The organism is Enterobacter sp. HG048, assembly GCF_024702055.1.
Classification (GTDB): Bacteria; Pseudomonadota; Gammaproteobacteria; order Enterobacterales; family Enterobacteriaceae; genus Enterobacter; species Enterobacter dykesii.
The window spans coordinates 400,652-416,530 of the sequence record NZ_JANLIZ010000002.1; the positions used below are offsets into that span (position 1 = coordinate 400,652).

Sequence of the window (15,879 nt, forward strand, 5' to 3'; positions counted from 1 at the left end):
AGGACGGCGATGAAGCGACTTAAAAACGAAATCAATTCACTGGTGAACCGTGGCGTTGACCGTCATCTGCGTCTGGCCGTGACGGGGCTGAGCCGCAGCGGTAAGACGGCGTTTATCACCGCGATGGTAAACCAGCTCCTGAACCTGCACGCCGGGGCACGTCTGCCGCTGCTTAGCGCGGTGCGGGAAGAACGCCTGCTGGGCGTGAAGCGCGTCCCTCAGCGTGATTTTGGTATTCCACGTTTTACCTATGACGAAGGGCTGGCGCAGCTCTATGGCGATCCGCCCACGTGGCCGACGCCGACGCGAGGAGTCAGTGAAATTCGCCTCGCGCTGCGCTTTCGCTCCAATGAATCCCTGATGCGCCACTTCAAGGATACCTCTACGCTGTACCTTGAAATCGTCGATTACCCGGGTGAATGGCTGCTCGACCTGCCGATGCTGGCGCAGGATTACCTCAGCTGGTCCCGTCAGATGACGGGCTTGTTGCAGGGGCAGCGCGCCGGGTGGTCGGCCAAATGGCGACAGCTTTGCGAAGGCCTGGACCCGCTTGCGCCGGCCGATGAAAACCGTCTGGCGGCCATTGCCGAAGCCTGGACGGCGTATCTGCACCAGTGCAAGCAGGAAGGGTTGCACTTCATTCAGCCGGGTCGCTTTGTCCTGCCGGGTGATTTAGCGGGCGCGCCTGCGCTTCAGTTCTTCCCCTGGCCGGACGTGGATGGGGTGGGCGAGTCGAAGCTGGCGCAGGCCGACAGGCACACAAACGCCGGGATGCTGCGCGAGCGTTACAATTACTACTGTGAAAAAGTGGTCAAGGGATTCTATAAAAACCATTTCTTGCAATTTGACCGTCAGATTGTGCTGGTGGATTGTCTGCAGCCGCTCAACAGCGGGCCGCAGGCCTTCAACGATATGCGCCTGGCGCTGACGCAGCTGATGCAAAGTTTTCACTACGGGCAGCGGACGCTGTTTCGCCGTCTGTTCTCACCGGTGATCGACAAACTGCTTTTTGCGGCCACCAAGGCCGATCACGTTACGGTCGACCAGCATGCCAATATGGTATCGCTGCTGCAGCAGCTGGTGCAGGACGCCTGGCAAAACGCCGCCTTCGAAGGGATCGCCATGGATTGCCTTGGGCTCGCGTCCGTGCAGGCAACGCAAAGCGGGCTGATTGACCTTAACGGCGAGAAAATACCGGCATTACGCGGGAACCGGCTCAGCGACGGTGAACCGCTTACCGTCTATCCGGGCGAAGTGCCTGCGCGGCTGCCGGGTCAGGCTTTCTGGCAGAATCAGGGCTTCCAGTTTGAAGCCTTCCGCCCGCAGGCAATGAGCGTCGATCGGCCATTACCACACATCCGTCTGGATGCGGCGCTGGAGTTTTTGATTGGAGATAAATTGCGATGACGGAACCGTTAAAACCGCGCATAGACTTTACCGGAACGCTTGAGCAGGATCCTCAGGAGGCGTTTAAAACCGCGCAGACGTTCAGCGGCACGCAGGCTGATAACTTTGCTCCGGCCCTGACAGAGGAGCCCGGCGTCGAGGAAGGTCCGGCAGAGGCGGTTGTTGAAGCTGCCCTGCGTCCAAAGCGCAGCCTGTGGCGCAGGATGGTCACCGCCGGGCTGGCGCTGTTTGGCGTAAGCGTGGTTGGGCAGGGCGTGCAGTGGACGATGAATGCCTGGCAAACTCAGGACTGGGTCGCGCTGGGCGGATGTGCCGCGGGCGCGCTGATTGTTGGGGCGGGCATCGGGTCGGTTGCCACCGAGTGGCGGCGGCTCTGGCGTTTGCGCCAGCGCGCGCACGAGCGTGATGAAGCGCGGGATCTGCTCCACAGCCACGGCACCGGCAAAGGCCGCGCGTTCTGTGAAAAGCTGGCCAGCCAGGCCGGCATCGATCAGTCGCATCCGGCGCTTCAGCGCTGGTACGCCGCCATCCATGAAACCCAGAATGACCGGGAAGTGGTGACGCTCTACTCCCATATGGTTCAGCCGGTGCTGGATGCCCAGGCGCGACGCGAGATTAGCCGTTCTGCGGCGGAATCTACCCTGATGATTGCCGTCAGCCCGCTGGCGCTGGTCGATATGGCCTTTATCGCCTGGCGTAACCTGCGCCTGATCAACCGTATCGCGAACCTGTACGGCATAGAGCTGGGTTATTACAGTCGGCTCAGGCTGTTCAAGCTGGTCCTGCTCAATATCGCGTTTGCCGGGGCGAGTGAGCTGGTGCGCGAAGTGGGCATGGACTGGATGTCGCAGGATCTGGCGGCGCGTCTTTCTGCTCGAGCCGCCCAGGGTATCGGCGCGGGATTGTTGACGGCGCGTTTGGGGATTAAAGCGATGGAAGTTTGCCGTCCGCTGCCGTGGATTGACGGCGATAAGCCCCGGCTGGGGGATTTCAGGCGCGAGCTGATCGGCCAGCTCAAAGAGACGCTCAATAAAAAACCGGCTCCGTGAGGTTTTGTTCACTTATCGTGCTGGCTGTCAATATTTGTTGACAGCCATCTTCCCGATCACCGTGTTCTGACATATCATTTTACTGTTATTGGCTTAAAACGGTGAATTTCCCATGCGTCTTGAAGTCTTCTGTGAAGACCGTCTCGGTCTGACCCGCGAGTTACTCGATCTTCTTGTTTTACGTAGCATTGATTTACGTGGCATTGAGATCGATCCTGTCGGGCGAATTTACCTCAATTTTGCCGAAATTGAATTTAATACCTTCAGCAGCCTGATGGCGGAAATCCGCCGTATCGCTGGCGTTACGGATGTACGCACCATTCCCTGGATGCCCTCTGAGCGTGAGCACCTGGCGCTGAGCGCGCTGCTGGAAGCCATGCCAGAGCCGTTCCTCTCCCTGGATTTGAAAAGCAAAGTTGAGCGCGTTAACCACGCGAGCTGCCAGCTTTTCGCGCAGAGCCAGGAGAAGCTCAGCAATCATAATGCCGCGCAGCTGATCCCCGGTTTTAACTTCCAGCGCTGGCTGGACAGCAATCCGCAGAACACGCTTAGCGAGCACGTGGTGATTAACGGGCAGAACTTCCTGATGGAGATCACGCCGGTCTATCTGAAAGGGGAAGGGAATACCCGAGTATTGACTGGCGCGGTGATCATGCTGCGCTCGACGTTACGCATGGGTCGCCAGCTGCAAAACATTTCCAGCCAGGATGTTGGCGCGTTCAGCCAGATTATTGCCGTTAGCCCGAAAATGCGCCATGTGGTTGATCAGGCGCGCAAGCTCGCAAGCCTGACCGCACCGCTGCTGATTACCGGGGACACCGGCACCGGGAAAGACCTGCTGGCTCACGCGGTGCACCTGGCGAGCCCGCGTGCGGCCAAGCCTTATCTGGCACTTAACTGCGCCTCAATTCCGGAAGATGCCGTTGAAAGCGAGCTGTTTGGCCACGCGCCGGAAGGCAAGAAAGGGTTCTTCGAGCAGGCTAACGGTGGCTCCGTGCTGCTGGACGAAATCGGCGAAATGTCGCCGCGCATGCAGGCTAAGCTGCTGCGTTTCCTGAACGACGGAACCTTCCGCCGCGTCGGCGAGGATCACGAAGTGCATGTGGACGTGCGCGTCATTTGCGCCACCCAGAAGAATCTGGTGGAGCTGGTGCAAAAGGGGATCTTCCGCGAGGATCTCTATTACCGCCTCAACGTCCTGACGCTGAATATTCCCCCGCTGCGCGATTGTCCACAGGACATCATACCGCTAACGGAGCTGTTCGTCGCCCGCTTTGCCGACGAGCAGGGGGTGCCGCGTCCGAAGCTGTCTGCCGATCTCGGCACGGTGCTCATGCGCTACGGCTGGCCGGGCAACATTCGCCAGCTTAAAAACGCCGTTTATCGAGCGCTGACCCAGCTGGAAGGTTATGAACTGCGTCCGCAGGATATTCTGTTGCCTGATTACGACGCGGGGACGGTATCGGTCGGCGAAGAGGCGATGGAGGGTTCGCTGGATGAAATCACCAGCCGTTTTGAGCGCTCCGTGCTGACGCAGCTGTACCGCAGTTATCCCAGCACCCGCAAGCTGGCAAAACGTCTTGGCGTCTCGCATACCGCGATCGCGAACAAGCTGCGTGAGTATGGATTGAATCATAAGAAAGGTGACGAATAACAAAAAGCCTCTGTAAAGAGGCTTTTTGCTTTATGGTTATTCCTTCGCCATCGGCGTGTTAACGATTTCTGTTTTTGTCTCTCCCTGAATCGACGCAATCCTGTTTTCGACCTCTTTCACCTGCTGCGGGCTGTGCAGCAGAGTATAGGTCAAGTCAAACTGCGCGCTGGCACCGGGCTGCAGCTGCTTAACCCGCTTCTGCTCGCGTTCAATCGTAACGGGGTAGGCGTAGCTGGTGCCTGGCTCAATGCCCGTGACGTAGCCCTGCTTCAGCGTGTCGGTGTTCTTCCACAAGGTCAGCACGGGCAGCTGGCGGGTATCAAACTGGATTGACGCGCCTTTATCTCCGGCTTTATTGACCACCGCTGCAAGCGTTTCGTGGTTATTGTCCGCGAGCGGTTTAATGTTAAAGACCATCTCATCAAAGCCTTTTGTCGGCCCGGCATAGGTTTGCCAGTCGTTAACGCCCGCTTTGGCGTAGTCATTGAACGGGCTCACGCTCGCCGCCGGCGCAAGGAAACGCGCGCCTTCTTCGAGGATCGGCGTGCCGAAGTTGCTGTGATAGATGATTTGGTAATCATGAGGGTAATCCGCATGGTTGGTCAGAACATCATGCAGGCTGAACTGGTTGGTTCCGGGAACGTAGCGCAGTTCGGTCATGGTTTGCAGATCCGATTTTTTAAACGTGCTCTCTTTGATCAAACCCCGAACGCGGATCTCATGCGGAGCAGCATCGGCGATTTCAACCTCGACCTGCGAAACGGGGGTATTACCGGCCCTGCCGTGCAGGGTGTAAATTTGCCCATCCGCAGTGACCGGGTGTCCTGTCCACTCATAGCCACAGCGCACCATCATCTCGTTGAAACCATCCAGCCAGCCGAGACCGTTGCGGCTCTCAAGATTGATATATGACGGATTAACGACCTCTTTAACGGGCGAATTCCACCCCAGTCGGGTTCCAAAGCCTTCTACATGCAGAAGGTTCATCCCGCGAGTCGGGCTCAGGGTAATCGTCAGGCCATCTTTGCTGCTAATTATGATGACTTTGCTGCCTTCCTGTTTACCACCGTGTAAGACTTTTTGCTCAATGCTGAACGTTTGATCTTTAACTTTCAGCTCATCACTGGAAATCTTCCAGTTTCCCTTCTCTACGCTGCTTTCAGCGCTTGTCAGCACCCAGGTTTTGGCCGCTGCATGGCCAGAAATCAGTACCGCAAGGAGCGTAAAAGCGAATTTAATCTTCATATTTTATCCTTTTTGCTGAAACGATTATTTTCTTTCGTAAGCAAATCTAATGTTTAGGCAAAAAGGGAAATGTGATGTGCTTCACTGCGGTCGAAAATAGAGAATTTTAACGATTATTATGCGCTATTGATCACGATAGCGTTACATATTGTCTTAGTTATTGCATGATTAATGTGATTTGTGTTCATTTTAGCTTTAACGATTCAGCTTTAAGGCAATAAAAAACCCCGCCGCGGCGAGGTTGAGATTAAGTTGTATAGAATGCTAAGTACTTATTATGCTTTCAGCACGTCCAGCGCGGCAGTGTAGTCCGGCTCGGTGGTGATTTCGTTAACCAGTTCGCTGAAGACAACGGTATCGTTTTCATCCAGAACCAGTACGGCACGTGCTGCCAGACCTTTCAGTGGGCCTTCCGCGATGCTGACGCCGTATTTCTCGAGGAAATCTGCGCTGCGCAGGGTGGAGAGGGTAATAACGTTGCTCAGGCCTTCGGCACCGCAGAAACGGGACTGGGCAAACGGCAGGTCAGCGGAAATGCACAGCACAACGGTGTTGTCCATTTCAGTCGCCAGCTGGTTGAATTTACGCACGGACGCGGCACAAACGCCGGTATCAATGCTTGGGAAAATGTTCAGTACTTTGCGTTTACCCGCAAACTGAGCCAGTGTGACGTCAGACAGATCTTTAGCCACCAGAGTAAAAGCCTGCGCTTTGCTGCCAGCCTGCGGAATGGAACCTGCAACAGCAACCGGGTTGCCCTGGAAATGAACGAGTTGTGACATAGATATCTTCCTGTTTACATATAGTTAACGTCGGGGCTAGTGTATGCCATCAGCGGATAACACGGCAAACCAAATTTTTCGCCTTTCCGGGCCGCAAGGAGTCAGTGATGAGAAGCGTTAAGGTCTATGAAGAAGCCTGGCCATTGCATACCCCGTTTGTGATCTCCCGCGGCAGCCGAAGTGAAGCCAGCGTGGTCGTGGTTGAAATCGAAGAGGAGGGGGTTAAAGGCGTCGGGGAATGTACGCCTTACCCGCGCTATGGAGAAAGTGTCGCGTCGGTGATGGCGCATATCATGACCCTGGTGCCTGACCTGCAAAAGGGGCTCACGCGCGAGGCGTTACAGCAGCGTTTACCCGCCGGGGCAGCGCGTAATGCCATCGACTGCGCGCTATGGAGCCTTGAGGCCGCCAGGCAGCAACAATCGCTGACGTCCTTGCTGGGTGTGGCGCTGCCGGAGTCCGTCGTGACGGCGCAAACGGTCGTGATCGGTGAGCCGGAGCAGATGGCCGCCAGCGCAAAAGCGCTCTATGACGCCGGGGCCACGCTGTTAAAAGTGAAGCTCGACGATCGCCTGATCAGCGAGCGGATGGTCGCCATTCGCTCGGCGGTTCCCTCGGCCACGCTGATTGTTGACGCCAACGAGTCGTGGCATCCCGAGGGGCTTGCCGCCCGATGCCAGCTGTTGGCCGACCTGGGCGTGGCGATGCTGGAACAGCCTCTGCCAGCGAAGGATGATGCGGCGCTGAAGAATTTTATCCATCCGCTGCCCGTCTGTGCGGATGAAAGCTGTCATACCCGCGAGAATTTGAGCGCGCTTAAGGGCAGCTATGAGATGGTCAATATCAAGCTCGACAAGACCGGCGGGCTGACAGAAGCGCTGGCCCTGGCGGCGGAAGCGCAGGCGCAGGGCTTTTCCCTGATGCTGGGATGCATGCTCTGCACATCCCGGGCGATCGGCGCGGCGCTGCCGCTGGTCAATCAGGTCCGTTTCGCCGATCTGGATGGCCCGACGTGGCTGGCGGTTGACGTTTCACCGGCGCTTAATTTTACCAGCGGCGTGCTTCATCTTTGAGGCTGCCAGCGCAGTAGCTCCATCATCGCGTTTAAGTATTTTTCGCTGGCTTCGTCGGAGGAAATTGGCGGGAATTCAGCGGTGATGCAGGGCAGGCTCAAATCGGCGCACCAGCTACCGAACGATCCGGGTGTTTCATAGCCCACGCTGGTGACGAGCGGCAGGGCAAAAGCCTGCGCCAGCCAAGCGCCCAGGTCGGAGTGACGCGGATCTTCAATACAGGCCAGCGGATCGTGGAAGGAGACAACCCAGGCGGGGTGGATCTTATGGATAAGCTGGCACAGCGCCTGCGTTTCCGGCTCGGAGCCGGGCTTGTCTCCCGTCAGCAGCACCACGTCCCGCTCCTCGGCGGAGCTGTTCCAGCGATAAACCGTTTCGCCGGCGCGCCAGTTTGCCGCCGGGAAATTACGGTTCACGTCAACGCCCCTCGCATTCGCCCGTAATCCAAGCTGACAGCCGTCCGGATTGACGGCAAGAATGACGTGGTGACGTCGCAATGAAGGCGTCAGCGTCCGCAGCGCGCAGGAAAGCGTGACCATGGACGAGTTCTCATCTCCGTGCGTGCCGGCAATGATCAAACCGCTGTTGCGATCGGCATCGGGCGCTGGGAACCAGATCAGCGATGCGCCTAAAAATGAGCGGCCATATTGCTCAGCGCCCGGCGGAAAGGCGCCGCGCTCCGCGCGTGGTCGGGTGGTTGCCATACGAAATCCTGATAAAGAAGTCTCTACTGGCAGTGTTGTGCAAAACCCGCTGTTAATCAAATAGTTTCCGTAACGCTTGAGAATTGCCTTAAATCACTATTCGGGCGTAAGGTATTTGCATTTCTCTTTTTCGAAACAAATAATTACGCATCTGCTTGTTACCTGAATTCATCAAAGGGGATCTTATGAAGCATCCTGTTTCGCGTCTTTGCGCTGCACTGTACCTGTGCGGACTCTCTACACTCTCGTACGCTGCTGATGTGCCCCAGGGCACGGTACTGGCGCAAAAACAGGAGCTGGTCAGGCATATTAAAGACGAGCCGGCTTCGCTCGATCCGGCAAAAGCGGTGGGATTACCCGAGATTCAGGTGATTCGCGATCTTTTCGAAGGGCTGGTGAATCAGAACGAAAAAGGGGAGCTGACCCCGGGCGTGGCGACTCGCTGGCAGAGCAACGATAACCGTATCTGGACGTTCACCCTGCGCGATAACGCGAAATGGTCTGACGGTACGCCCGTCACCGCGCAGGATTTTGTCTACAGCTGGCAGCGTCTGGTTGACCCGAAAACCACCTCTCCGTTTGCCTGGTTTGCGGCGCTGGCAGGCATCAACAACGCGCAGGCCATTATTGATGGCAAAGCGGCGCCAGATACCCTGGGCGTGACGGCGGTGGATGCCAGAACCTTACGCGTCCAGCTGGATAAACCGCTCCCGTGGTTTAGCAACCTGACGGCGAACTTTGCCTTCTATCCGGTGCAAAAAGCGAACGTTGAAAGCGGGAAAGAGTGGACGCGTCCGGGCGCTCTGGTGGGTAACGGCGCGTACGTCCTGAACGACCGCGTGGTGAATGAAAAACTGGTTGTCGTACCGAATACACACTACTGGGACAATGCGAAAACTGTCCTGCAAAAAGTGACTTTCATTCCGATTAATCAGGAATCGTCCGCCACTAAGCGCTATCTGGCGGGAGATATTGATATCACCGAATCGTTCCCGAAAAACATGTATCAGAAGCTCCTGAAGGACATTCCGGGACAGGTGTATACGCCGCCTCAGCTCGGGACCTATTACTATGCGTTTAACACGCAAAAGGGTCCGACGGCCGATGCCCGGGTGCGTCTTGCGCTGAGCATGACTATCGATCGCCGCATTATGGCAGAAAAGGTATTAGGTACAGGCGAGAAGCCGGCCTGGCATTTCACCCCTGACGTGACGGCGGGTTTCACCCCTGAACCTTCTCCGTTCGAGCAGATGTCCCAGCAGGAGCTGAACGCTCAGGCGAAAACGTTGCTCCAGGCCGCCGGTTACGGTCCTCAGCGTCCGCTGAAGTTGACCCTGCTGTACAACACCTCGGAAAACCACCAGAAAATCGCCATTGCGGTGGCGTCTATGTGGAAGAAAAATCTCGGTGTGGACGTCAAACTGCAAAACCAGGAGTGGAAAACCTATATCGACAGCCGTAATACCGGCAATTTTGATGTGATCCGCGCGTCATGGGTAGGCGATTACAACGAGCCGTCGACCTTCCTGTCTCTGCTGACCTCAACCCACAGCGGTAATATCTCGCGTTTCAATGAGCCGGCCTACGATAAAATTATCCACCAGGCGACGCTGGAAACCACGGCGAAAGCGCGTAATACGGACTACAACATGGCGGAGAAAATCCTCATGGAGAAAGCGCCTATCGCACCCATTTACCAGTACACCAACGGTCGTCTTATTAAACCGTGGGTGAAAGGGTATCCGATTAATAACCCAGAAGACGTGGCGTATAGCCGGACGATGTATATCGAGAAGCACTGATGTTTTATGAGACCTGGCGCACTCTCGCGCCAGGTCTGCAAAACGCGGTAACGCTTCATCCGTTGTTATTCTAATAGCGCGTTAAACTTCGCCAGCCACTGCGGATGCGCGGGCCAGGCGGGAGCCGTCACCAGGTTGCCGTCAACATGGGCCTGATCGATGCCGATAGCGGCGTAGTGTCCCCCGCTGAGACGTACTTCAGGCGCGCAGGCAGGGTAGGCGCTACAGGTTCGTCCTTTCAGGATGCCCGCGGCAGCAAGCAGCTGCGGGCCGTGGCACACCGCAGCAATCGGCTTACGCGCGGCGTCAAATGCCTGCACCAGCTTTAACACGTCCTCATTTAGCCGCAGATACTCGGGCGCTCTCCCACCGGGGATGAGCAGCGCGTCGTAGTCCTGCTCCTTAACGGCGGAAAAATCGGCGTTGAGGGTAAACCGGTGACCGGGCTTTTCGCTATAGGTCTGGGCACCGTCAAAGTCATGGATTGCCGTCATGATGTAGTCGCCCTTCGGTTTGTCGGGGCAGACCGCATCCACCTGATGGCCAATCATCTGCAAAGCCTGAAAAGGCACCATGGTTTCGTAATCTTCGGCGTAATCGCCAACCAGCATCAGGATCTTCTTGCTCATCTTTCCTCACCTCTATCAATAAAGATGATTAAGATATAGCCTGGCCTGGCTGAATTGCCGGAAATAAAAAAGCCCGTCAGAGCACGGGCAACATAAGCAAATGAATAAGTGATTCGTTATCAACGTTGTTGGAGGATAACGCCGCGTATTTTACGCGGCTGTAAGGGAAGCAGATACCTGACATATTCGGTAGGTGAAACAAGCGATTAAACGTGCGTTACGGTGCGTCGAAGGTCGGGTAAAGGCTATTTTCAAGAAACTCGACCAGATACCAGATCTCTCCGCTAAAAATAAACCAGAAGCCAAATATAATAAGGAGTAAAATAATTAAGGTGAGTATTATTTCTGTTTTTCCCATTGCGGCTTTTACCCACCTGACGCTAATTCATTCGAGGTGGGCATTGTAGCGGGGCTTTTCCGGATACTCCAGTTTCATGCAGCAAGGACTTTATTGCGGCCGTCATTTTTAGCGCGATACAGCGCATCGTCCACACGCTTAAACAGCTCGTCAATACTTTCACCCTGATTGTGCCGCGCTACGCCGATGCTGACGGTGAACCGTGGCAAGCCTGGAATCGTAATGCGGGCAACGGCTGCGCGGACTGACTCGGCAATCTGCAACGCGGTGTCGAGAGAGGTGCGCGGCAGCAGGATAACGAACTCTTCGCCACCCCAGCGGAACACCATGTCGCCCTCCCGACTACAGGCTTCCAGCGTCCGGGAAAGGGCGATAAGCACCTCATCGCCTTTCAGATGGCCGAACAGGTCATTAATGTTTTTGAAAAGGTCTGTATCCACCAGTAGTAGGCTAAATTGCTGCTGCGCAGGAAGTTTATTCAGGCTGCTTTGATCGGTAATCGCGTAGAACTGGCGCCGGTTGAGTAACCCCGTCATGGAGTCACGCAACGCCGCATGTTCCAGCTCCTGCTCCAGCCTTTTTTGCTCGGTGATATCGTGGATGATGCACAGCATCAGCTTGTCGCCGTAGATCTCAATGGGCCCGGCATACGTCTGAACGTGGCGGGTGGATCCATCGGCAAGGCGGTGAACAAAATTGAGCGGCTTATGACCGCCGGGCAGCGCGGCAATTGCAGTCATAATGGGCATCACATCTCGCCCCAGCGTATTGATTTCCCAGGTATGCTTACTGCACATGTCATCATGTGAATAACCATAAAAATTGAGCGCGGCCAGATTCGCATCGACGATTTGACCGTCGCGGGCCGGATCGATTAGCAGCATCGGGGCGCTGTTGGTCAGAAAAAAGCGCGCATAAAAACCCTGCTTTTTCCGCCGGTAGGTGGCGGAACGGCTGGCCTTCAATCCTGAGAGTATTGGTTGGGAGACGCCCTCGAAAACGATCACATCTCCCCAGGGCACGTAGTGGGCAAGCGAGAGGCGACAGCTTAACGGCGTATCCTGTCCATCCCGGTTCGTTGTCCAGATTTCGACGATCTCCTGCTCTGTTTTCAGTTCAGATACATACATCGACAGGACGGTTTGCGCACTGGCTGAATAAATCCCTTTTCGCAGGTCATTGAGCGTTTTATCTCCCATGATCTGCGTTGCTGCCACATTCGCAAAAACGATCTTTTCCGACACGGGTGAAACGAGCCACACGGGTGTTTTAATTACATTCAACGCATCAAAACAAGGTTGCGACATAGGCGTTTCCTGTTCATCGACAACATGTGCCTGACAATCATGACAGAATTGACTCGCGTGCAATCCTTTGAAACATACTCCACTTAACCCCGTCAGGCATGATTTTTTTGAGAAATAAATGCGGGATCCGTTTGAATTTTATTAATGGGTATAATCTGTTTGTCTGAGTTTATCTGCAGCAGTAGCCACGGTACCTGTTCGGCGGGTAAGGGCCGGGAGAAAAGATATCCCTGCAGGTAATCGCAGCCGAGACGGGTGAGAACCGCCTGCTGTTCTTCCGTCTCGATCCCTTCTGCCACCACATTCATCTCCATGGTCCGGGCGATACTGATAATAGTTTCAACCAGCTTGTAGCTTTTTTCATTTTCCAGCATCGACGTGACAAAGCTTCTGTCGATCTTGAGCTCTTTTGCCGGAAGCACGCTCAGCATCAGAAGGTTGGAATAGCCCGTACCAAAATCATCAATCGAGACGACGATCCCCGCGTGATTAAACGCGTTGAGTAACTCAATGCTGCGGTCGAGATTTTTAAGCGCGGTGCTTTCCGTTACCTCCAGGATCAGCCGGGACGGAGACAGGCTATATTTTTCCAGCATCGACGAGATGATCTGGAAAATGTCCGGCTGTTCAAACTGGATGGGGGATAGGTTGAGCGACAGCGTCCACTGGCTGAAACCTTGTTCAGTCCAGAAATGAAGCTGTCGGCATGCCGCTTCAATGGCCCAGTTACCTACCGGAATAATTAAGCCCGTCTGTTCCAGCGTGGGGATAAACAGATTAGGCAGCACAACGCCTTGCTCAGGATGCCGCCAGCGCAGAAGGGCTTCAAAACCGTGAATGGTTTTTTCTCCCGCATGCCAGGTTGGCTGGTACCACAGTTCAAACTGATCGCGTTCAAGCGCCTGAGAGAGCTCCTGCAGGAAACCGGGTTTCGCCGGGATCGCCGTTGACATCTCGGCCCGGTAAATCGCCCAGCCGTTGCGGCCATCTTCCTTGACGCGATGTAAGGCTGCATCCGCCTTGAGCTTCAGCTCATGCAGCGTTTCGCCATCCTGCGGATAGAGGCTGACGCCTGCGCTGATCGTCGTGCTTAACGTATGCCCGCAGACAGACAGAGGGCGTCGCACATCCTCGAGCAACGCGGTGAGCAGGACGTTGAGCCTGTCGTCGTCACATTCCGGCACCAGCAGGATAAAGGCGTCGCCACCCAGCCTTGCCAGAGTCATCTCACGCGTGAGCCGGGCCGTGATGCGCTGCGCGACCGTGATCAATAGCTCATCACCGACGCTGTGACCCCACGTATCGTTAACGCGTTTGAAGAGATCGACGTTCAGGAAAATCACCGCAAATGGCTTCTTGCTCAGCAGCGCGCTGCGCAGACAATCCTGCATGCGGAGATCCATCTGGTGGCGGTTTGCGAGCCCGGTGAGCGCGTCAAAACGCGCCTGTAGCTCAAGCTGGCGGTTGAGCTGCTGCAGATTATCCGTCAGCCGGTTAGTGCGCCGGTGAGAGTCGATAAGTGAAATGATTAACATCACCCCGAGCAGGCAGAGCGTGGTGACCGAAACCCAGATGGATAACCCCAGCTCGCCGATGCCGCCCGGCAGGGTGTGCGCCATTTCCTGAAACTGAGCGGCACTCATGCCGGTATAGTGCATCGCACAAATGGCGGCACCCATGACGAAGGCCGCGAGAATGCGATTGATAAAGACGCCTTTGCGTTTATCCCGAAGACGGAAAGCCAGCCACAGCGCCGTGCCGGAGGCAACAACGGCAATAACCACGGACAACCCCACGAGGCGGCGATCCCAGATGATGCTGCCATCCAGCATCAGGGCCGCCATACCGATGTAGTGCATAGACACCACGCCAGCGCTCAGGATCGCCGTAGCAAAGATCAGTCGAAAGGGAGACAGTTTTTGGCCCGCGACGGCAATATTAAGTGCCGTGGCCGATGCAACCACCGCGACGCCCAGTGACGCAAGGGTTAACCAGAGGTCGTAGCTCATCATCATGGGCATTTGCATCGACAGCATGCCGATAAAGTGCATCGACCAAATGCCAATGCCCAGCGTGACCCCACCGGCAATGCGCCAGAACAGGGCAGCCTTTCGGCTGGAGAGGGGGATCTTGCCGGCGCTGTCCAGCGCCACAAAGGAGGCGATAAACGCCACCAGATAAGAGATAGCGATTAACACAGGGTCCCACGATATATTGAGCATTATGCAATCCCACGCCTGAGAGGGTTACCGATTTCGCCTGCCGGGTACATCTTTATCGGGCAACGAACATGCGCATTCAAACCATATTAGTTATTTATCGTGAAAAATGACCAGTCATATTAATACTCTAAAACTTATTAAGAATATAAAATATATTCTCTTGTTAATATATTAAGCATTGCTAAACAAGAACCAATAACAGTAGCAAAGCTCCTTAAATATGAAGGCGATCGTGTCGTCTCACCGCGGGCGATACTATCGCTTAAGATGGCGGGAGACCAGTATCACAGCATGCTGAGCAGAACATTTTCACTAATACGCTCTTTTTATCTGACTTAACGTAAATCTCAGGATGCTAACGGCGAAACAAAAAACAAGCGTCGTTTGCGATGAAAAACTTCCGGGCCAATGCTATAAGTCTAAGTGCCGACCAAAATATAAAACGTGGGTATTATCATGCTAAAAAATATTAGTGTAAGGACCTTTATTATCGGGTTCCTTTTCTCTCTTTTTTTGGTAAGTGCAGGTGTCGTTGTTCTATTTTCCAGCAATACGTCTCTCTTTATTTCGCTTAATGTCATCAATTTCGTTGCGCTATTTTTGCTCTGGGTCTATATGACGAAGTATCTTGTGACGCCGATCAATACGGTGAAGAAAAGTATTGAAGAGGTAACCGCAGGCAACCTTGGCGTCTCTATCCCTGAATTTGGCAATAACTGTGCGGGCCGACTCATTCCCGGGATAAACAGCCTTTCCGGCAATATTGCGACGCTGGTGCGTGAGATCAGGGCATCATCACAAACCGCCATGACCTTATCGGATCAACTCTCGGCACGTAGCGCTCAGCTATCGGTGAAAACCGAGCAGCAGTCTGCGTCTTTGGTGCAAACCGCAGCCAGCATGGAGCAAATGGCCGCGAGCACTAAAAACAATGCCGATAACACCCGCCTGGCGAGCGAGCAGGCAAATGTGGCGACGTTACAGGCGCGCAAGGGCGGCGAGCTGATGGGGCAGGTCGCCAGCAATATGCAGTCCATTACCGAATGCGCGCAGCAGATGACGGAGATTATTTCGCTCATTGACGGCATTGCGTTCCAGACGAATATTCTGGCGCTCAACGCGGCCGTTGAGGCGGCAAGGGCGGGCGATCATGGCAAGGGTTTTTCTGTGGTCGCGGAAGAGGTAAGAAACCTGGCACACCGCAGCGCGGAAGCCGCGAAGAATATCAAAACGCTGATTGAAGTCACCAGCAGTAACGTCACGCAGGGAGCCAGCGTTGTGTCACAGGCAGAGAAAAACATGCATGAAATCGTGACCGGCTCGGGAAATGTCAGCCGCTTAATGGACGATATTTCCGCGTCAACCTCAGAGCAGGAGAAAGGCATTTCTCAGATTACCCTGGCGCTATCGGAGCTGGAGCGGGTTACGCAAAGTAACGTGGCAATGGCAGAGGAGCTCAACGGTTCGTCTGATGTACTGCGTAATCAGGTGATTGAGCTGCAGACCCGAACGCGTAATTTCAGGCTCGATCGGTCATCCTTGTCCGCATCACCTGGCGGCTCGCCATCCTTCCTCCAGCGGCCAGAGCACTCTCTCTGACAGCACCTCAAAGCCTGGCATGCCAGGCTTTTTTTACGCCTCCGCCTG

At 55.1% G+C, this 15,879-nt stretch carries 13 protein-coding genes; 6 read left to right on the plus strand and 7 right to left on the minus strand.

What is annotated here, in order from left to right; genetic code table 11:
- Nucleotides 1–9 precede the first annotated feature (9 nt).
- The 3 genes from NUX24_RS05225 to tyrR all read left to right on the plus strand — a co-directional run bounded on the left by NUX24_RS05225 (nucleotide 10) and on the right by tyrR (nucleotide 4,110).
- Nucleotides 10–1,407, plus strand: a complete 1,398-nt coding sequence (locus NUX24_RS05225) for a YcjX family protein (protein WP_214575919.1) — start codon at nucleotides 10–12, stop codon at nucleotides 1,405–1,407.
- Nucleotides 1,404–2,456 (plus strand): YcjF family protein, encoded by a 1,053-nt coding sequence (locus NUX24_RS05230; protein ID WP_045400123.1) that lies wholly within the window; start codon nucleotides 1,404–1,406, stop codon nucleotides 2,454–2,456. The genes NUX24_RS05225 and NUX24_RS05230 overlap by 4 nt, the downstream gene beginning before the upstream one ends.
- Before the next feature lie 112 nt (nucleotides 2,457–2,568).
- Complete coding sequence (gene tyrR / locus NUX24_RS05235; protein ID WP_257830151.1) at nucleotides 2,569–4,110, plus strand: transcriptional regulator TyrR; 1,542 nt, start codon at nucleotides 2,569–2,571, stop codon at nucleotides 4,108–4,110.
- A 36-nt stretch (nucleotides 4,111–4,146) separates the two neighbouring features.
- Here the strand turns inward: tyrR and NUX24_RS05240 are convergent, their stop codons facing one another.
- Both NUX24_RS05240 and tpx read right to left on the minus strand, forming a co-directional pair.
- Nucleotides 4,147–5,355 carry an aldose 1-epimerase family protein gene (locus NUX24_RS05240; RefSeq protein ID WP_257830152.1) on the minus strand — a complete coding sequence of 403 codons (1,209 nt, stop codon included), beginning with the start codon at nucleotides 5,353–5,355 and terminating at the stop codon, nucleotides 4,147–4,149.
- Nucleotides 5,356–5,630: 275 nt separating this feature from the next.
- On the minus strand, nucleotides 5,631–6,137 hold the full coding sequence (gene tpx / locus NUX24_RS05245; RefSeq protein ID WP_023335907.1) for a thiol peroxidase: 507 nt from the start codon (nucleotides 6,135–6,137) through the stop codon (nucleotides 5,631–5,633).
- A 107-nt stretch (nucleotides 6,138–6,244) separates the two neighbouring features.
- Between tpx and ycjG the strand changes: the two genes are divergently transcribed.
- The gene (gene ycjG / locus NUX24_RS05250; RefSeq protein WP_214575917.1) at nucleotides 6,245–7,210 is read left to right on the plus strand and encodes an L-Ala-D/L-Glu epimerase; all 966 of its coding nucleotides are present in this window, start codon (nucleotides 6,245–6,247) and stop codon (nucleotides 7,208–7,210) included.
- On the opposite strand, the gene mpaA is transcribed toward ycjG, so the two are convergent.
- Nucleotides 7,201–7,914, minus strand: a complete 714-nt coding sequence (gene mpaA, locus NUX24_RS05255) for a murein tripeptide amidase MpaA (RefSeq protein WP_257830153.1) — start codon at nucleotides 7,912–7,914, stop codon at nucleotides 7,201–7,203. The genes ycjG and mpaA overlap by 10 nt on opposite strands.
- A gap of 185 nt (nucleotides 7,915–8,099) precedes the next feature.
- Here mpaA and NUX24_RS05260 point away from each other — a divergent pair, with 185 nt between their 5' ends.
- Nucleotides 8,100–9,716 carry an ABC transporter substrate-binding protein gene (locus NUX24_RS05260; RefSeq protein ID WP_047647590.1) on the plus strand — a complete coding sequence of 539 codons (1,617 nt, stop codon included), beginning with the start codon at nucleotides 8,100–8,102 and terminating at the stop codon, nucleotides 9,714–9,716.
- Between the two features lie 65 nt (nucleotides 9,717–9,781).
- On the opposite strand, the gene NUX24_RS05265 is transcribed toward NUX24_RS05260, so the two are convergent.
- The 4 genes from NUX24_RS05265 to NUX24_RS05280 form a co-directional block, all read right to left on the minus strand.
- Nucleotides 9,782–10,345 carry a DJ-1/PfpI family protein gene (locus NUX24_RS05265; protein WP_033145709.1) on the minus strand — a complete coding sequence of 188 codons (564 nt, stop codon included), beginning with the start codon at nucleotides 10,343–10,345 and terminating at the stop codon, nucleotides 9,782–9,784.
- Between the two features lie 217 nt (nucleotides 10,346–10,562).
- Nucleotides 10,563–10,703: an Ecr family regulatory small membrane protein gene (locus NUX24_RS05270; protein WP_021240268.1), complete on the minus strand. Its 141-nt coding sequence runs from the start codon at nucleotides 10,701–10,703 to the stop codon at nucleotides 10,563–10,565.
- Between the two features lie 74 nt (nucleotides 10,704–10,777).
- Entirely contained in the window at nucleotides 10,778–12,010 is a 1,233-nt protein-coding gene (locus NUX24_RS05275; RefSeq protein ID WP_257830154.1) for a sensor domain-containing diguanylate cyclase, read from the minus strand.
- 92 nt (nucleotides 12,011–12,102) lie between these two features.
- Nucleotides 12,103–14,232: a bifunctional diguanylate cyclase/phosphodiesterase gene (locus tag NUX24_RS05280; RefSeq protein ID WP_257830155.1), complete on the minus strand. Its 2,130-nt coding sequence runs from the start codon at nucleotides 14,230–14,232 to the stop codon at nucleotides 12,103–12,105.
- Nucleotides 14,233–14,688: 456 nt separating this feature from the next.
- Between NUX24_RS05280 and NUX24_RS05285 the strand changes: the two genes are divergently transcribed.
- Nucleotides 14,689–15,831 carry a methyl-accepting chemotaxis protein gene (locus NUX24_RS05285; RefSeq protein ID WP_257830156.1) on the plus strand — a complete coding sequence of 381 codons (1,143 nt, stop codon included), beginning with the start codon at nucleotides 14,689–14,691 and terminating at the stop codon, nucleotides 15,829–15,831.
- The last annotated feature ends 48 nt before the right edge of the window (nucleotides 15,832–15,879 follow it).

What these genes read in the sequence shown, in the direction of transcription:
- NUX24_RS05225 (WP_214575919.1), top strand. Translation starts at nt 10, where the DNA reads ATGAAGCGACTTAAAAACGAAATCAATTCACTGGTGAACCGTGGCGTT.
- NUX24_RS05230 (WP_045400123.1), top strand. Translation starts at nt 1,404, where the DNA reads ATGACGGAACCGTTAAAACCGCGCATAGACTTTACCGGAACGCTTGAG.
- tyrR (WP_257830151.1), top strand. Translation starts at nt 2,569, where the DNA reads ATGCGTCTTGAAGTCTTCTGTGAAGACCGTCTCGGTCTGACCCGCGAG.
- NUX24_RS05240 (WP_257830152.1), bottom strand. Translation starts at nt 5,355, where the DNA reads ATGAAGATTAAATTCGCTTTTACGCTCCTTGCGGTACTGATTTCTGGC.
- tpx (WP_023335907.1), bottom strand. Translation starts at nt 6,137, where the DNA reads ATGTCACAACTCGTTCATTTCCAGGGCAACCCGGTTGCTGTTGCAGGT.
- ycjG (WP_214575917.1), top strand. Translation starts at nt 6,245, where the DNA reads ATGAGAAGCGTTAAGGTCTATGAAGAAGCCTGGCCATTGCATACCCCG.
- mpaA (WP_257830153.1), bottom strand. Translation starts at nt 7,914, where the DNA reads ATGGCAACCACCCGACCACGCGCGGAGCGCGGCGCCTTTCCGCCGGGC.
- NUX24_RS05260 (WP_047647590.1), top strand. Translation starts at nt 8,100, where the DNA reads ATGAAGCATCCTGTTTCGCGTCTTTGCGCTGCACTGTACCTGTGCGGA.
- NUX24_RS05265 (WP_033145709.1), bottom strand. Translation starts at nt 10,345, where the DNA reads ATGAGCAAGAAGATCCTGATGCTGGTTGGCGATTACGCCGAAGATTAC.
- NUX24_RS05270 (WP_021240268.1), bottom strand. Translation starts at nt 10,703, where the DNA reads ATGGGAAAAACAGAAATAATACTCACCTTAATTATTTTACTCCTTATT.
- NUX24_RS05275 (WP_257830154.1), bottom strand. Translation starts at nt 12,010, where the DNA reads ATGTCGCAACCTTGTTTTGATGCGTTGAATGTAATTAAAACACCCGTG.
- NUX24_RS05280 (WP_257830155.1), bottom strand. Translation starts at nt 14,232, where the DNA reads ATGCTCAATATATCGTGGGACCCTGTGTTAATCGCTATCTCTTATCTG.
- NUX24_RS05285 (WP_257830156.1), top strand. Translation starts at nt 14,689, where the DNA reads ATGCTAAAAAATATTAGTGTAAGGACCTTTATTATCGGGTTCCTTTTC.